This is a genomic window from Christensenella minuta (assembly GCF_003628755.1).
In the GTDB taxonomy this organism is placed as follows: domain Bacteria; phylum Bacillota; class Clostridia; order Christensenellales; family Christensenellaceae; genus Christensenella; species Christensenella minuta.
Genome location: NZ_CP029256.1, coordinates 2,766,676 through 2,781,257 on the forward strand (window position 1 = coordinate 2,766,676; position 14,582 = coordinate 2,781,257).

Below are 14,582 nucleotides of genomic sequence, written 5' to 3' on the forward strand. Positions count from 1 at the left end.
CGCGGGACCGTACCTTGGGAAGGTATGGTCCCTTTTCAGAAAAGGAGCGGACAATGGAAGAACTGAAAAACAAACGTATCATTACAGTTGCGACAACGGGTGCGTGGCCGACGAAAGAAAATACGCCGAACGTGCCGCTGGAGCCGGAAGAGATCGCGGAAGAAATTTATAATTGCTGGAAAGAGGGAGCGGCGGTCGCGCATATCCACTGCCGGGACGACCAGGGCCGGGCTGCGATGGAATTTGAAAAATTTGAAAAGACGGCCTCTCTTATTCGCGCCCGCAAAGATTGCGATATCATACTGAATATTACGACAAGCGGCGGTGTAAACCTGAAAGAGGAAGACCGCTTGAGGCCTTTTTACGAATTGAAACCGGAAATGGCGTCTTTTGACTGCGGCACGATGAACTGGCAGCATACGACGGTTTTTGAAAATAATCCGAAGTTTCTGGAAAAGCTGGCAGGAATGATGCGTGAAGCGGGAGTCAAGCCGGAGATCGAAGTGTTCGATCCCGGAATGATCTATAACGCGGGATATTACCTGAAAAAAGATTTCCTCGTAAAACCGCTGCATTTCCAATTTTGCATGGGCGTTGCGGGAGGGATCGCCGCAACCACGAAAAACCTGGTATTTATGAAGGACACGATGGAAGCAGTCGCGCCGGGAAGCACGTGGAGCGCCTTCGGCGTGGGCGCGGGCGCAATGGAGATCATGTATGCCGCGATTGCGCTGGGCGGCAATATCCGGGTGGGAATGGAAGACAATGTTCTATATAAAAAGGGCGTCGTTGCTGAGAGCAACATGCAGTTTGTCGCGCGTGCGGTACGCGTCCTGCGGGAATATAACTGCGAGCCGGCCACGCCGGATGAAGCGCGCCGGATACTTGGCCTGCCTGCCAAGGACCGGGCTGTTTTGAAAAGAAAATAAGAGGGAATGTTATGGAAAAAATTACAACGGCGGAGAAGGCCGTAAAAAAAATCAAAAGCGGGGATATCCTGCTGGTCGGGGGATTCCTCCAGGCGGGAAGCCCGGAGACGCTGATCCGAGCGGTTCTCGATACGCACGACGCCGGCGCGCTCACTGTCGTTTCGAACGACACGGGAACGGCGGAAACAAACATGATCCGGCTGATGGAAACGGGGCGCGTGACAAGCGTAGTGGCGTCCTATATTGGGGCGAATCCGCTGACGGGGAAGATGATGATAGACGACCCGGGAAGCGTGACGCTGTTCCCGCAGGGAACGCTGGCGGAGAAGATACGTGCGGCCGGGGCAGGGCTTGCCGGGTTTTATACGCCGGTAGGCGTTGGGACAGTTGTAGAGGAAGGAAAAGAAAAGAAGGAGATCGGCGGCAGGGAATACCTGCTCGAGACGGCGCTTCGGGGCGATGTGGCCCTGATCCGCGCGACGAAGGCGGATAGGTCCGGGAATTGTTTTATGCGCGGGGCGACCAAAAATTTTGGCGCGGTCATGGCGCCGGCCGCCGATTATGTGGTTGTGGAAGCGGAAGAGATCGTAGCGGTAGGAGAGATCGATCCGGAGCTTGTCACGGTGCCGGGAATTTTCGTCGACGCGGTCGTACAGGCGGGGGAATGAACAATGGATGATAAAAAAACTTTTATTGCGAAGCGCGTTGCGCGGGAGCTGAAGGATGGGGATGTCGTTAATCTGGGGATCGGGCTGCCCACACTGGTGGCCGATTATGTGCCGGAGGACGTTAAAGTTGTATTGCAGGCGGAGCTCGGGATTCTCGGGACCGGTCCGGCGGCGGAGAAGGGAAAAGAAGATAAGGATATTGTTAACGCCGGAGGCAGCCCGATTACGGTCCAGCCCGGGGCAGTTTTTGTGGACAGCGCAGCGTCGTTCGCAATCATCCGGGGAGGACATGTCGACGTGACGGTGCTGGGCGCGCTGCAGGTGGATGAAAAGGGAAACCTTGCAAACTGGATGGTACCGGGGAAAAAAGTACCGGGAATGGGCGGCGCGATGGACCTTGTCGTGGGCGCAAAACGCGTGATCGTATCGATGGAGCACACGGCAAAAGGAAGCCACAAAATACTCAAAGAATGTACGTTTCCGCTGACGGCGGTCGGCGTGGTGGACCGGATCATAACCGATATGGCGGTGATCGACGTGACGCCGGACGGGCTTTTGCTGCGGGAAATCGCCGGAGGATATACGGCTGGCGACGTACAGGAAGCAACGGGCGCGCGGCTGATCCTGCCGGATGGGATCGGCACGGTGAGAAACGCGTAGGCTTTCGTCGCAGGCATGCTTTGCCAAAAGTATGGAAAAGGCGGCAGGGGAAGCCGGGTATGGAGGGAAGGGAAAGAAATATGAGATATGCATTGGTTACGGGCGCAGCCGGCGGCCTCGGAATAGAACTGGTAAAACAAAATCTGGCGGAGGGCTTTTATGTGTTTGCGCTGGAAACCGATATTTCAGATGAGTTGCGGTGCATGGAAGCGGAAAATAAGATGCTGCGGGTGTACCGGTGCGATATTTCGTCCGGCGCTTCCGTAAATCGTACGGTCAAAAAAATCGAAAATGTTGCAGGACGTCTCGACAGGGTGTTCAACAATGCGGGAATCCACCGGTTTAAAGACTGGGTGCCGCTGGAGAAAACGGAGCTTGATTTTGTGAAAACGATGGTTGATATCAACGCGGCCGGAGCTCTGAGAGTCGTACAGGCGGCATGGAACCTGCTGGGGAAAGGAACGGTACTGGTTTACATATCCTCGGAAGCCGCAAGTATAGGCGGATGCACGGCAGAGGCGGCCTATGCGTATCATATGTCTAAAGCGGCTATGAATATGGGAGCGCGTATCGCGGATAATACGCTGAGGAAGCGGGGAGTGCGCACCCTGTGCGTCCATCCGGGGAGGATGAAGACCGTAAAAATGGGAAGCGCGGACAGCGAGATTGAGGCAAGCGAAGCCGCGGAAGGAATTATGAAGCTGCTGCGGCAGCCAGACGCCCTCCCGGAAGAAGCCGTTTTTTTGGACTATAAGGGGACCCGGTATTGCTGGTAGAAAAAGGGCGCGCCGAATGGCCGGATGGGCCGCGACAAGCGGGCTGCTGGCGCGCGGCGCTGATGCGCTTTTGATCCGGCGGAGCCGTGAAGGCTGATTTCGGGCGGCCCATCGCTTAGGGGATGTTTGGGAAATATATTGGCGGTATGACTGCCAAATGACGACAGGAGGAGTATTCGAAATGGAAAAAGAGATTGTGCTGGCAGGGGCCGTGCGCACAGCGGTTGGGAAGTTCGGCGGCATGCTTGCGGATGTGCCGGCAAGTGAAATGGGCGCTGTTGTGATCCGGGAAGCGCTGAAACGCGCGGGCGTTCCGTCCGCACAGGTAGACGAAGTCCTGATGGGCTGCGTGCTGCAGGCCGGGCTGGGGCAGAACGTTGCACGCCAGTGCGCGTTACACGCCGGACTTCCGGAGCATGTACCGGCAATGACATTGAACAATGTTTGCGGTTCCGGCCTGAAGGCTGTGAATATGGCGGCCGCCCTGATCGCCGCGGGAGACGCGGATGTGGTGGTCGCGGGCGGGACGGAGAACATGTCCGCCGCGCCTTATGCGCTGACGGCCGCCCGGTTTGGCTACCGGATGAACAATGGGGAACTTGTAGATACGATGATAAAAGATGCGCTCTCGGATGCGTTTCACCAATATCATATGGGAATTACGGCAGAGAATGTGGCGGAACGCTACGGGATATCGCGCGAGGCGCAGGATGCTTTTGCGGCCTTAAGCCAGCAAAAATGCGAAGCGGCGCGGAAGGCCGGAAAATTTGCGGAAGAGATCGTCCCCGTCGAAATTAAGCGGCGGAAGGAAACGGTTCTCTTCGATACGGACGAATTCCCGCGGGACGGTGTAACGGCGGAAGGACTTGCAAAGCTGCGTCCGGCATTTAAAAAGGAAGGGACTGTAACGGCGGCCAACGCCTCCGGCATCAACGACGGAGCGGCCGCGGTCGTTGTGATGAGCAGGGAGAAAGCGGATGAGCTTGGCGCGCGCCCCATGGCCCGGATTCTTGCCTCCGCGTCCTGCGGCGTGGACCCTGCGGTCATGGGGATAGGACCGGCGGAAAGTACGAAGAAAGCGCTGAAAAAAGCTGGCCTGGATATCCGCGATATCGGCCTGATCGAAGCGAACGAGGCCTTTGCGGCACAGGCGCTTGCGGTGGGGATGCTGCTTGGCTGGGACGCCGCGCGCGTGAACGTGAACGGCGGGGCGATCGCTCTCGGGCACCCGGTGGGCGCTTCGGGCTGCCGGATTTTGGTATCGCTCCTGCATGAGATGGAACGGACGGATATCCGTTATGGCCTGGCGACGTTATGCGTCGGCGGCGGTATGGGCGTTTCGACGATCATTGAAAAAATATGAAAAAGGGAGAGGAAAAAATGGAAAAGCAATTTGTAGAAACGATGTTTGATATCGGAGGAAAGACCGCGCTTGTGACAGGCGCTACCGGCAACCTCGGAAAAGCGGTGGCCGAGGGCTATGGAATAGCGGGCGCAAAGGTCATGCTAACCGGACGCTCGGAGGAAAAGCTGAAAACATTATGCGAAGAATTGACTGGGAAAGGAATCGTATGCGCTTACGCGGTGGGCGATCCGGCAGTGGAAGAAGATGTTGTCCGCGTAGTGGAAGAGACCGTCCGTAAATTTGGAGGGATCGATATCCTTGTTACGTCGGCGGGAATGAACAACCCCAAGCCCATCCTTTCCCAGCCACGCGAAGAATGGGAGCAGATCATGGACGCCAATGTGCTGGGAACATGGCTCTATTGCAAGTATGCGGGCAAGGTGATGGTGGAACAGGGCCGCGGCGGGAAGGTGATTTTGGTTTCTTCAACGCGCGGCAAACTGGGAATGAAGAATTATACGGCGTATAGTCCTTCCAAGGCGGCGGTCGACCTGATGACCAAATCCCTTGCGTGCGAATGGGGCGAGTATGGCATCAACGTAAATGCGATCGGTCCTACGGTATTCCGTTCGGAGCTTACGCAATGGATGTTTGACGACGATACGGCGCGCACGAAATTCCTTACGCGCATCCCGGCCGGCAGGCTGGGAGAGCCGGAAGATTTTGTCGGTGCATGTATTTTCCTTGCCAGCGCGGCCAGCGACTTTATCACCGGAACGACCGTTTATGTGGACGGCGGCTACCTGGCGGGATAAGCGGGAAAAGAAAAACGGCTTGCGGCCGAAACCCTACAGCAAAGAATTGTACAAAAATACCATCCCTTTTCGCGGGATGGTATTTTTGTAATGAAAGCGGAGAAGAGCCGCGCGGCCGGAAGAAGGGGCAAGTATAATTTAAAGCGAAACATATTGGTCAATCATCATTGATGCAGTATTCTGCTTCTGGCGGGAAGACCTCGGAATGCAACGTGATCCGGCGATCGAGAAACCATACGGGAAAGCATTTTCCTGCGGCCTTTTTTCTAATCCAGCATGTATTTCCTGTGAAAGCAAACGATCAAAGCCGCGGACACTGCGCCAAGCACCAGATAAAGGAAAAGGGAATCGCCGTCCCCGGTTTTCGGAGCGCGGACGGAAGAATCGGAAGATGGAGCCGGGACAGGCAGCGCGATTCCCTTTACAGTAATGGTGTTTTCCTTCCCATTTTTTTCCAGCACCGCGACAGATGACGGCGGGTCGGTAAGGTTTCCATCCCTTACAATTCCGATCCGGGAGACCTCGCCGGTTTCCGTCATATCAAAATATATGGTATCCACGGCTTCATATCCACCGGGAACGCCCGTCTGCATGAGTCGGTAAATGCCCTCGGGAAGCCGGTAGATTTCTTTTGCGGCGCTGCCGGTGGCCCAGGTGTTTGCGGTCTGCACATAAGAATTGTTTTGCAGCGAATCGAGGGAAAGGGAATGCCAAAGATCGGAAAGCAATGCTTCGGCGCTTTCGCAGCTGCGCCAATTGACTCCATCATCAATGGCTTCGTTCCATTGTTCGAGGGTGAACTCCGCTCCGGAAACGGGCTGACCGTCCTGGTTGATAAACTGGATATTTACACGGGTAGGCGTCAATTCGAGACCGCGTTCGACCTCGGTTACAAATTGTCCGTCAGCGAGCTTTCCGGTGGAAAAATTTATCGGGCCAGCCGTAAGGCAGTATCCCTGCGCCGAGCGCAGCTCTGCCGTATAGCTGCCCCAAGGCAGGCCGAAAATTTTTATCGCGCCTTCCCCGTTTTGCCCTGTTTTTGTGCAGGACGGCTCCGTCTTCAAATCCACCGTATATTCGCTGCCAACGGCCAAATCCAAAAACGCAAGGGAGCCCCACTGGTCCGAAACCCGAGTGAGGTCGATGCGCGCACCATATACCGGTTCCTTGGTCAGCGCGTCGCGCACACTCTGCGTATACGCGGCGGTCTGCCTTTCAATGGAAAGGAATATGGTTTTGGAGCCTTCTGTCACAAAATCTATGGTCTGGAAGCTGGTAACTGGCGTTTCAGGCCCCTGTGCAGTATAACCTTCCGGTACGCCTGTAATATAAACGTCGTAATTGGCTGTGAGCACGGGAAGGAAAAAGTTGATTTTTCCTTCCGTACCTGTCTCTCCCGCAAACACGGCCTCGCCGTTTTCCCTTTTTACAACACAAAAGGTTACGCCGGGAAGCGTTTGTTCCTGCGGATAGAGCATCGGATCGGTTGCCGCGATGGTAATGTCATATTGCCCCGCCGACTGTGAGGCTGCGCCATTTTCCCCGGCATTCGCGGCGTCCGTCGTTTCCGGCTTGTCCGCTCCGGGTTCATCCTCCGCCAGCGCCGCCGCCGGCAGGAGGGCAAGCAGCATAACCACCGTAAGGATCGCCGCTAAAATCAGCTTCTTGTTTCGTTTCATTTGGTCTCCCCCATTATTTCCATAAGTATCCGGTGATAAAACTAGCTACTGTCATGATAGCAGGCCGCCGCGTCCTCGTCCATGTTTTTGCAGGAACGGGAAGGATACCTGCATAAACAGGAATACGGGTCAGGGCATTGCATTATCTCAAAAAGTAGGTATAATTTTTATTTATAATAAAGATTTTAGAGGTGATATCAATATGGCAAAAAAGCAATTTAAGGCGGAATCGAAGCGTTTGCTGGACCTGATGATCAATTCCATCTATACGCACAAAGAAATTTTTCTGCGCGAGCTGATTTCCAACGCAAGCGACGCAATCGATAAGCTGCTGTATCTTTCGCTGACAGACAGCGGCACGGGGCTTTCGCGGAGTGATTTTTATATCCGTATCGAACCGGACCGGGAAAAACGGATGCTTAAAATATCCGATAACGGAATCGGGATGAATAAAGAAGATATGGAATCAAATCTCGGCGTGATTGCCCGCAGCGGCTCGCTTCAGTTCCGGGACGAGATGGAAAAGGGCGAGGAGCAGGAAGATATCGATATCATCGGCCAGTTCGGCGTGGGCTTCTATTCCGCGTTCATGGTCAGCGATAAAATTACCGTCATCAGCAGGAAGTACGGCGAAGAAGGAGGCTGGAAATGGCAGTCCTCCGGCGCGGACGGATACACCATCGCTCCCTGTGAAAAGGAAACGCAGGGCACCGAGATCGTCATGGAGATCAAGCCAGATACGGACGGGGAAGACTACAGCCGCTTCCTGAATGAAAACAGCCTCGCCGCGCTGGTGAAAAAATATTCCGATTATATCCGCTATCCCGTCCAGATGGAAATGGAGCATTCCCGCAACAAAAATGCGGGGCAGGCGGACGCAGAGCCGGAATGGGAGACCTACCGGGAGGTAGACACCTTAAACAGCATGGTGCCCATTTGGCAGCGCAATAAAAACGAAGTGACGGAGGAAGACCTCAACCGGTTTTATAAGGAAAAGTTCTTCGACTTTGAGGACCCGCTTAAAACCATTCGCGTGGACGCGGAGGGACTCATAAGCTATAAGGCGCTGCTGTTCGTTCCCGCGAAAGCCAGCTATGATTATTATACCAAGGAATACAAAAAAGGCCTGCAGCTCTATTCGAGCGGCGTGCTGATTATGGACCGCTGCGAAGAGCTGGTGCCCGAGCATTTCCGCTTCGTGCGCGGCGTGGTGGATTCGCCGGATATTTCGCTTAATATCTCCCGCGAGATGCTGCAGCAGACCCGCCACCTGACGGCGATCGCTTCCAACATTGAAAAGAAAATCCAGGGCGAACTGGAAAAAATGATGGGAAGCGACCGCGAAGCCTATGAGAAATTCTGGCAGGCGTTTGGACTTCAGCTTAAATATGGCGTTATGGCGGAATTTGGGGCGCATAAGGACAAGCTGAAGGACCTGCTGCTGTTCCACTCTTCGGCGGGAGAAAAGCTTACTTCGCTGGCGGAGTATGCGGGGCGTATGAAGGAAGACCAAAAAGCCATCTATTATGCGACGGGTGAAAATATCCAGATGATCGCTTCGCTGCCGCAGACGGAATATATCCGGGAAAAGGGCTACGAGATCCTTTATTTCACGGACGAGGCGGATGAATTTGTGGCGCAGGCGCTGATGGCGTATGACGGGAAACCGATTCAGTCCATCGCCAGCGCGGACGCCGACCTGAAAACGGACGAGGAAAAGAAGGAGATCGAAAAACAGGCGGAGGAGAATAAAGACCTGCTCGGCTTTGCGGCAGACGTATTGAAAGGGCGGATCAAGGAGGCGCGCATTTCCGGCAAGCTGCGCAGCCAGCCCGTATGCCTGACCGCGGAGGGGCCGCTTTCTTTCGAGATGGAAAAATATTTAAAACAGATACAGCCCGAAAACGAAATGAAGGCCGAACGGGTGCTCGAATTCAACGCGGAGCATCCGGTGTTCGGGAAACTGAAGGAGCTGCAAAAAACGGACCCGGAAAGGGCGGAAACCTATGTGAAAATTCTTTACCATCAGGCGGAGCTGATGGCCGGCCTGCCGGTGGAAGATCCTTCCGCCTACTGCGAAATGGTCGCCGGCCTGATGTAAAGCGCCATCAAGCTATGCACGAAATACAGCCGCCCGGGTTTTACTTGCCCGGGCGGCTGTATTATCTCCCTGCCAATAAAACAGAAGCAAGGCTTGCCAAGAGCTTATAGTCATATCTGCCCTGTGATTCTGTGTTACAGCTTCTCCAAAACAGCATGGGCTGCTCCCGCAGACCAAGATAAGCCTGCGAATAGACCGTATCGACATTGGGACGGGTGAGGCTGGCTATCTCCGGGGCCGCCAGGACCCGCGCGTGGAAAAGCTGGTTGATGGGCGCTTTCTCATGGGTGGGGATTTCCGCATTGGTCACCGTTTCCCGGATCAGAGCGAGCAGTACCGGAGGGTAGGCGAAGACATACGCTTCCTCAAGCGTTTGGGCCTGTGCCGCAATAGGATCAATCATCGTTTTTTATTCTCTTTGTTCAATCATGCCGCCGCATATGAGCGAAGATAAGAATTACGGTTATTTGATGCTGCGGGGCTGTCCCGTATGAATCCATTGTAGAGTCCGCCGCGCGTCAAAATCAAAATTCGCGCTTCATTGCGCTGACGCAGGCCCATAACGTGCTTTTAACTTCCGCGCGGACGGTTCCCGCGGGACGGACGGGAAAAAGAGGCGCCCGGCGGGTATCCTGCCGAACTCATCCGCTTTTCGGCGGCGATTCGGTTTGCGGAAGTTTCCCTCGCCTTCCCTGCGCTTTGCGGTTCTTTCCGCCGCGGCCTCTTCTTTGCTTTCTTTTTGCTTCCATGTTATGGTTGATAAACTATGTCAAGAAGGAGGTGCACGGTATGTACCAATCAATTTATCGCGGTGAATTAATAGCATACGGCGTATGTCCGAGGTGTAATATCATCTGTAAATTCCGGTCTGCGGCCGAAAAGAAAACAAAAACCGGTGACACAGGCAAAGGCGGCGAAGTGTTCCGCTGTTCGCGGTGCGGCTCTGTCGTAGACGCCACCAAGTTGTCGTAAATACCCCGCGGCTCCCGCCGTTGCAATGACCGAGTGTGGCATTGACTGTGGCGGGAGCCTTTTTGTTGCCCGGAACCGCCGGAGCCGGAGGGCGTATGGAGAACTGCCTGACGGCGTTTTGGTTCGTTTGGGAAAACGGCGTTATTTGACTTCATACCCGGTCGCGTTCACGGCGTCCCTGATCTGGCCAACCGTCACCTGCGCGGGATCGTATTCCACCACGGTTTGCTTTTTCCGCCTGCTGGATTTTACCTTTTTGATCCCGGGGAGCTGACGAACCGCGTGGTTCACATGCGCCTCGCATTCGCCGCAGGCCATTCCCTCTACGTGCAGCTCAACTTTTTCCATTTGATTTTCCTCCATGCTCAAGGATATTTGCCGGACGATATGGACCGGACAAAATTAGCTTATGCTAACTAAAGTATATCAACAGTTGGATATTTTGTAAAGCAGAATGCAACGCATGGCGATCAAGTCAAAAACCGAAGGCTCCCTGCCTGTGCGCCGCACCGTTCGGGAATTGTAAAAAAGATGTCCTTTTGGAGCAATCCGCACCGTTTGGAGTTGTTAATAGTCCGGCGGAAAGAGTATACTGTTCAATGGTTAGCTTATGCTAACGAAAGGACAAAAGGAGAAAAACATTGAAAGAGAACAAGAAAGGAAATATTTCAAAGCTCCTCGGGTTTGCGGGCGGCCATAAAAAGCTGACGGTGCTTGGATGTACGCTGTCGGGCGTTTCGGCGCTGCTGTCGATGGCGCCCTACATCCTGATCTGGTTCGTGGCCCGGGGCATCTTTGAAGCAATGCCGGATTTCTCGTCGGTGCAGAATCTGGTACATTTCGGCTGGGAAGCCCTGTGGTTCGCGCTTGCAAGCGCGGCGATCTATTTCGGGGCGTTGATGTGCACGCACCTTGCGGCCTTCCGTACGGCACGGAATATGCGGTTTCGCGCGGCAAAACATCTGGTGGACCTGCCGCTCGGCTACTTTACCTCAAACCAGTCGGGCAGGCTGCGCAAAATGATCGACGACAACGCTGGCATGACGGAGACCCTGCTGGCCCACGAACTGCCCGATTCTGTCGGGGCGGTGGTGACCCCGGTTGCCGCGGTTGCCCTGCTGTTTGTGTTCGATTGGCGGATGGGCCTTTTATGCCTGATTCCCATTGCAATCTCCATCGCCACGCTTTTCCAGATGATGGGCGGGAAGCAGGCAAAGTTTTTTAGCCGCTACCAACGCGCCGTTGAGGACCTGAGCGCGGAAGCAACGGAATACGTGCGGGGCATCCCGGTGGTCAAGGTGTTCCAGCAAACGGTGTATTCCTTCAAAAGCTTTTATTCCTCGATCATGAGCTACAGCAAGCTGGCTTCGGAATACGCGATGGTGAACCGTACGCCCATGACGGCTTTTACAACGGTCCTGAACAGCACATTCCTTCTGCTGATCCCGGCGGGGATGATCCTGTGCGGGGTCTCCGCGGACGGTTGGGGCGTACTTGTGGACCTCGTGTTCTATATCCTGTTTACGCCGCTGTGCGCGATGATGATTAACCGCCTGATGTATGCGGGGCAAGCCTCGATGGAGGCGGCAGAGGCGGTGTATAAGCTCGGCCAGATCATGGAGGAAGCGCCGCTCCCGGAACCGGAGAACCCCGAATTCCCCAAGGGCACGGACGTTGAGCTCCGGCATGTGACTTTTACCTATCCGGGTGCGGAAGCCCCGGCGCTCTCGGACGTCAGTTTCCGTGTGCCCGGAGGAAAAACGGTGGCGCTGGTCGGCCCGTCCGGCGGAGGAAAGACCACTGCCGCCAGCCTGATCCCGCGTTTTTGGGACGCACAGGAGGGGGAGGTGCTGGTGGGCGGCGCCGATGTGCGGCGGATCACGACGGAAGAGCTGATGGATAAGGTGGCCTTTGTGTTCCAGGATACCCATCTGTTCAAAACGAGCATTCTGGAAAATATCCGCGCCGCACGCCCGGACGCAACGCGCGAAGAAGCGCTCCGCGCGGCCCGCGCCGCGCAGGCGGACGATATCCTGGAAAAAATGCCGCAGGGCATCGATACCGTGATCGGTACGAAGGGGGTATACCTTTCCGGCGGCGAGCAGCAGCGGATTGCGCTCGCCCGTGCGATCCTGAAGGATGCGCCCATTGTCGTGCTGGACGAGGCGACCGCCTTTGCGGACCCCGAAAATGAAGCGCTCATCCAAAGGGCGTTTGAAACGCTGACCCGGGGAAAAACGGTGCTGATGATTGCGCACCGGCTGTCTACGGTGCGCGGCGCCGACCGGATCATTGTGCTTAAGGACGGGAAGAAAGCGGAATGCGGTTCCCATGAACAGCTGCTTGCGGCAGGCGGAATCTATGCGGCCATGTGGAAGGATTACCAGACGGCCGCCGAATGGAAGGTAGGAAAGGAGGTATCCGCATGATTAAAAAACTGCAAAGGCGTTACGCCCTTACGGAGAACGGCGCGAAAGGCCTTGTCCGCGCGACCCTATGGACCGTAGCGGCGAACCTCAGCCTGATGGTCCCCATCGGCCTGCTGATCGTGGTGCTGATGAACATCATCACGGCGCTCTCTGCCGGCGGGGATGCGGCAAACGGCGTATGGGGCTATACGGCGCTTGCGGCAATACTTGTGGCAGTCATCTATATCGTTCACTGGATTCAGTATAAGGCGTTGTATATCGCGGTGTACGGCGAAAGTGCGAACCGGCGCATCCGCCTCGCGGAAAAGCTGCGCGAGCTGCCTCTCTCGTTTTTCGGGCGGCGGGACCTTTCAGACCTCACGGCGACGCTGATGTCCGACTGCAGCTCTCTCGAGCAGGCGTTTTCACACTTTGTCCCCCAGCTCTACGGGACAATCATTTCCACGGTCATCATTGCCGCCGGCATGCTGGCGTTCGACTGGCGGCTCGGACTCGCGGTGATGTGGGTCGTTCCGGCAGCCGCGCTTCTGGTAGCCGCGTCGAAAAAGGTACAGGATAAATTCGGGACGCGCACCCTGTTGGTGAAGCGGGAGGCGACGGACGGCCTGCAGGAGCTTCTGGAAACGGTGAAGGACATCAAGGCCTGCAACCAAAAGCAGGTTTACCTCGCCGGGCTCGGGCAGAAGCTTGAGGCGGCAGAGCGCGCGACCATCCGTTCGGAGCTCGTTACAGGAACGTGCGTCACTTCTGCGCAGGCGTTCCTTAAGATCGGCCTTGCCACGACTGTGCTCGTGGGGGTTGGTCTCCTGGCCGCGGGACAGGTCGGCCTGACGGTGTTTCTCGTCTGCCTGATCGCGGCCTCGCGCATTTATGATCCGATCAAAGCGGCGTTTATGAACATGGCGGCGGTATATAGTGCGCAGATCAGGATCGAGCGCATGCGGGCCATTGAAGAACAGCCGGTACAGACGGGCACGGACCAGTATTTCCCGCAGGGCTACGACATTACGTTCGATCATGTGAAATTTGCCTACAATGAAAACGAGGGCGTGCTGGAAGACGTTTCCTTCACGGCGCGGCAGGGTGAAGTAACGGCGCTGGTCGGCCCGTCCGGAGGCGGAAAGAGCACGGCTGCCAAGCTTGCCGCGCGCTTCTGGGATGTGGACGGCGGAAAGATCACCCTCGGCGGCGTGGATGTGTCCGCGGTGGAGCCGGAAGCGCTCCTCACAAATTACGCGATCGTATTCCAGGACGTCGTGTTGTTCAGCGATACAGTGATGGAAAATATCCGTCTCGGACGCCGGGACGCTTCGGATGACGAGGTGCTGGCCGCCGCACGGGCCGCCCAATGCGATGAATTTGTAACCAAGCTGCCCGAAGGCTACGGAACAGTGATCGGCGAAAACGGCTCCACCCTTTCGGGCGGCGAACGCCAGCGCATCTCAATTGCGCGCGCCCTCCTCAAGGATGCGCCGGTGATCCTGCTCGACGAGGCGACGGCCAGCCTCGACGTGGAAAATGAAACCGCGGTACAGGCGGCGCTCTCGGGGCTGGTGCAGGATAAAACGGTGCTCGTTATCGCCCACCGGATGAGGACGGTCATGGGCGCGGACAAGGTCGTTGTGCTCGCCGGCGGAAAGGTCGCGGAAGCAGGCGCGCCGGCAGAGCTGGCACAGGGCAGGGGAATATTCGCACGCATGGTGGAATTACAGCAGGAAAGTGCAGAATGGAGCATTTCATGAAGAAGGGCGAACCTACCCGGCTGCATGCCTCCGGGGAAGATTACCTCGAAGCGATCCTGATCCTGAAACAAAAAGAAAAAACGGTCCGGCCGATCGATCTTGCCCGCTATATGGATTATTCCCGGCCGAGCATCAGCCGGGCCGTTGCCGCGCTCCGGGCAGAGGGGTTCCTCTGCCCGGATACAGGCAGCGACCTGGAGTTTACGGAGGAAGGACTCAAGCTCGCGCAAAAGGTGTACGAACGCCACCGTTTTTTTACGGACAGACTTACGGCGGCGGGCGTGGACCCGGAAGTGGCGGAACAGGACGCATGCCGGATCGAGCACGCGATCAGCGACGAGAGCTTTGAGAAGCTGAAGGAAGCGCTTTCCGGCTAAAGCGCAATAGTTTTCTATCCAATCATAAGTACGGCAGGATATAACGCGGATTTTGCGAAGGGCTTCCGCGGTTTTTGTGTTTCCCGGCT

At 56.0% G+C, this 14,582-nt stretch carries 14 protein-coding genes; 11 read left to right on the top strand and 3 right to left on the bottom strand.

Annotated elements, in window-relative coordinates; genetic code table 11:
* Window positions 1-53: 53 nt before the first annotated feature.
* From B1H56_RS13350 to B1H56_RS13375, 6 genes are all read left to right on the top strand, one after another.
* Window positions 54-929, top strand: a complete 876-nt coding sequence (locus tag B1H56_RS13350) for a beta-keto acid cleavage family enzyme (protein ID WP_066523349.1) — start codon at window positions 54-56, stop codon at window positions 927-929.
* Window positions 930-940: 11 nt separating this feature from the next.
* Entirely contained in the window at window positions 941-1,597 is a 657-nt protein-coding gene (locus B1H56_RS13355; protein WP_066523350.1) for a CoA transferase subunit A, read from the top strand.
* A gap of 3 nt (window positions 1,598-1,600) precedes the next feature.
* Window positions 1,601-2,257: a 3-oxoacid CoA-transferase subunit B gene (locus tag B1H56_RS13360; protein WP_066523351.1), complete on the top strand. Its 657-nt coding sequence runs from the start codon at window positions 1,601-1,603 to the stop codon at window positions 2,255-2,257.
* 80 nt (window positions 2,258-2,337) lie between these two features.
* Window positions 2,338-3,033 carry an SDR family NAD(P)-dependent oxidoreductase gene (locus B1H56_RS13365; RefSeq protein ID WP_162939010.1) on the top strand — a complete coding sequence of 232 codons (696 nt, stop codon included), beginning with the start codon at window positions 2,338-2,340 and terminating at the stop codon, window positions 3,031-3,033.
* Window positions 3,034-3,214: 181 nt separating this feature from the next.
* A complete protein-coding gene (locus tag B1H56_RS13370) occupies window positions 3,215-4,396 on the top strand; it encodes an acetyl-CoA C-acetyltransferase (protein ID WP_066523353.1) in 1,182 nt (393 codons plus the stop codon).
* A 17-nt stretch (window positions 4,397-4,413) separates the two neighbouring features.
* Window positions 4,414-5,193, top strand: a complete 780-nt coding sequence (locus tag B1H56_RS13375) for an SDR family NAD(P)-dependent oxidoreductase (RefSeq protein WP_066523367.1) — start codon at window positions 4,414-4,416, stop codon at window positions 5,191-5,193.
* Window positions 5,194-5,459: 266 nt separating this feature from the next.
* Here B1H56_RS13375 and B1H56_RS13380 read toward each other — a convergent pair whose 3' ends face one another.
* Complete coding sequence (locus B1H56_RS13380) at window positions 5,460-6,872, bottom strand: MSCRAMM family protein (protein WP_066523354.1); 1,413 nt, start codon at window positions 6,870-6,872, stop codon at window positions 5,460-5,462.
* Between the two features lie 202 nt (window positions 6,873-7,074).
* On the opposite strand from B1H56_RS13380, the gene htpG reads away from it, so the two are divergent.
* Window positions 7,075-8,973, top strand: a complete 1,899-nt coding sequence (gene htpG / locus B1H56_RS13385) for a molecular chaperone HtpG (protein WP_066523355.1) — start codon at window positions 7,075-7,077, stop codon at window positions 8,971-8,973.
* A 61-nt stretch (window positions 8,974-9,034) separates the two neighbouring features.
* Here the strand turns inward: htpG and B1H56_RS13390 are convergent, their stop codons facing one another.
* Complete coding sequence (locus B1H56_RS13390; protein ID WP_066523356.1) at window positions 9,035-9,376, bottom strand: DUF1254 domain-containing protein; 342 nt, start codon at window positions 9,374-9,376, stop codon at window positions 9,035-9,037.
* 386 nt (window positions 9,377-9,762) lie between these two features.
* Here B1H56_RS13390 and B1H56_RS13395 point away from each other — a divergent pair, with 386 nt between their 5' ends.
* Window positions 9,763-9,945, top strand: a complete 183-nt coding sequence (locus B1H56_RS13395) for a hypothetical protein (protein ID WP_066523357.1) — start codon at window positions 9,763-9,765, stop codon at window positions 9,943-9,945.
* 141 nt (window positions 9,946-10,086) lie between these two features.
* Here B1H56_RS13395 and B1H56_RS13400 read toward each other — a convergent pair whose 3' ends face one another.
* Entirely contained in the window at window positions 10,087-10,293 is a 207-nt protein-coding gene (locus B1H56_RS13400; protein WP_066523358.1) for a heavy-metal-associated domain-containing protein, read from the bottom strand.
* A gap of 293 nt (window positions 10,294-10,586) precedes the next feature.
* On the opposite strand from B1H56_RS13400, the gene B1H56_RS13405 reads away from it, so the two are divergent.
* Genes B1H56_RS13405 through B1H56_RS13415 form a run of 3 tightly spaced genes read left to right on the top strand, consistent with a single transcriptional unit; the run spans window position 10,587 to window position 14,493 of the window.
* The gene (locus B1H56_RS13405; RefSeq protein WP_066523359.1) at window positions 10,587-12,374 is read left to right on the top strand and encodes an ABC transporter ATP-binding protein; all 1,788 of its coding nucleotides are present in this window, start codon (window positions 10,587-10,589) and stop codon (window positions 12,372-12,374) included.
* Window positions 12,371-14,116, top strand: a complete 1,746-nt coding sequence (locus B1H56_RS13410; protein WP_066523360.1) for an ABC transporter ATP-binding protein — start codon at window positions 12,371-12,373, stop codon at window positions 14,114-14,116. Before B1H56_RS13405 ends, B1H56_RS13410 begins: the two co-directional genes overlap by 4 nt.
* Window positions 14,101-14,493, top strand: coding sequence for a metal-dependent transcriptional regulator (locus tag B1H56_RS13415; protein WP_242861980.1), 393 nt, complete (start codon window positions 14,101-14,103; stop codon window positions 14,491-14,493). The genes B1H56_RS13410 and B1H56_RS13415 overlap by 16 nt, the downstream gene beginning before the upstream one ends.
* Window positions 14,494-14,582: the final 89 nt, after the last annotated feature.

Coding starts and splice junctions, on each gene's coding strand:
- B1H56_RS13350 (WP_066523349.1), top strand. CDS start 54: ATGGAAGAACTGAAAAACAAACGTATCATTACAGTTGCGACAACGGGT.
- B1H56_RS13355 (WP_066523350.1), top strand. CDS start 941: ATGGAAAAAATTACAACGGCGGAGAAGGCCGTAAAAAAAATCAAAAGC.
- B1H56_RS13360 (WP_066523351.1), top strand. CDS start 1,601: ATGGATGATAAAAAAACTTTTATTGCGAAGCGCGTTGCGCGGGAGCTG.
- B1H56_RS13365 (WP_162939010.1), top strand. CDS start 2,338: ATGAGATATGCATTGGTTACGGGCGCAGCCGGCGGCCTCGGAATAGAA.
- B1H56_RS13370 (WP_066523353.1), top strand. CDS start 3,215: ATGGAAAAAGAGATTGTGCTGGCAGGGGCCGTGCGCACAGCGGTTGGG.
- B1H56_RS13375 (WP_066523367.1), top strand. CDS start 4,414: ATGGAAAAGCAATTTGTAGAAACGATGTTTGATATCGGAGGAAAGACC.
- B1H56_RS13380 (WP_066523354.1), bottom strand. CDS start 6,872: ATGAAACGAAACAAGAAGCTGATTTTAGCGGCGATCCTTACGGTGGTT.
- htpG (WP_066523355.1), top strand. CDS start 7,075: ATGGCAAAAAAGCAATTTAAGGCGGAATCGAAGCGTTTGCTGGACCTG.
- B1H56_RS13390 (WP_066523356.1), bottom strand. CDS start 9,376: ATGATTGATCCTATTGCGGCACAGGCCCAAACGCTTGAGGAAGCGTAT.
- B1H56_RS13395 (WP_066523357.1), top strand. CDS start 9,763: ATGTACCAATCAATTTATCGCGGTGAATTAATAGCATACGGCGTATGT.
- B1H56_RS13400 (WP_066523358.1), bottom strand. CDS start 10,293: ATGGAAAAAGTTGAGCTGCACGTAGAGGGAATGGCCTGCGGCGAATGC.
- B1H56_RS13410 (WP_066523360.1), top strand. CDS start 12,371: ATGATTAAAAAACTGCAAAGGCGTTACGCCCTTACGGAGAACGGCGCG.
- B1H56_RS13415 (WP_242861980.1), top strand. CDS start 14,101: ATGGAGCATTTCATGAAGAAGGGCGAACCTACCCGGCTGCATGCCTCC.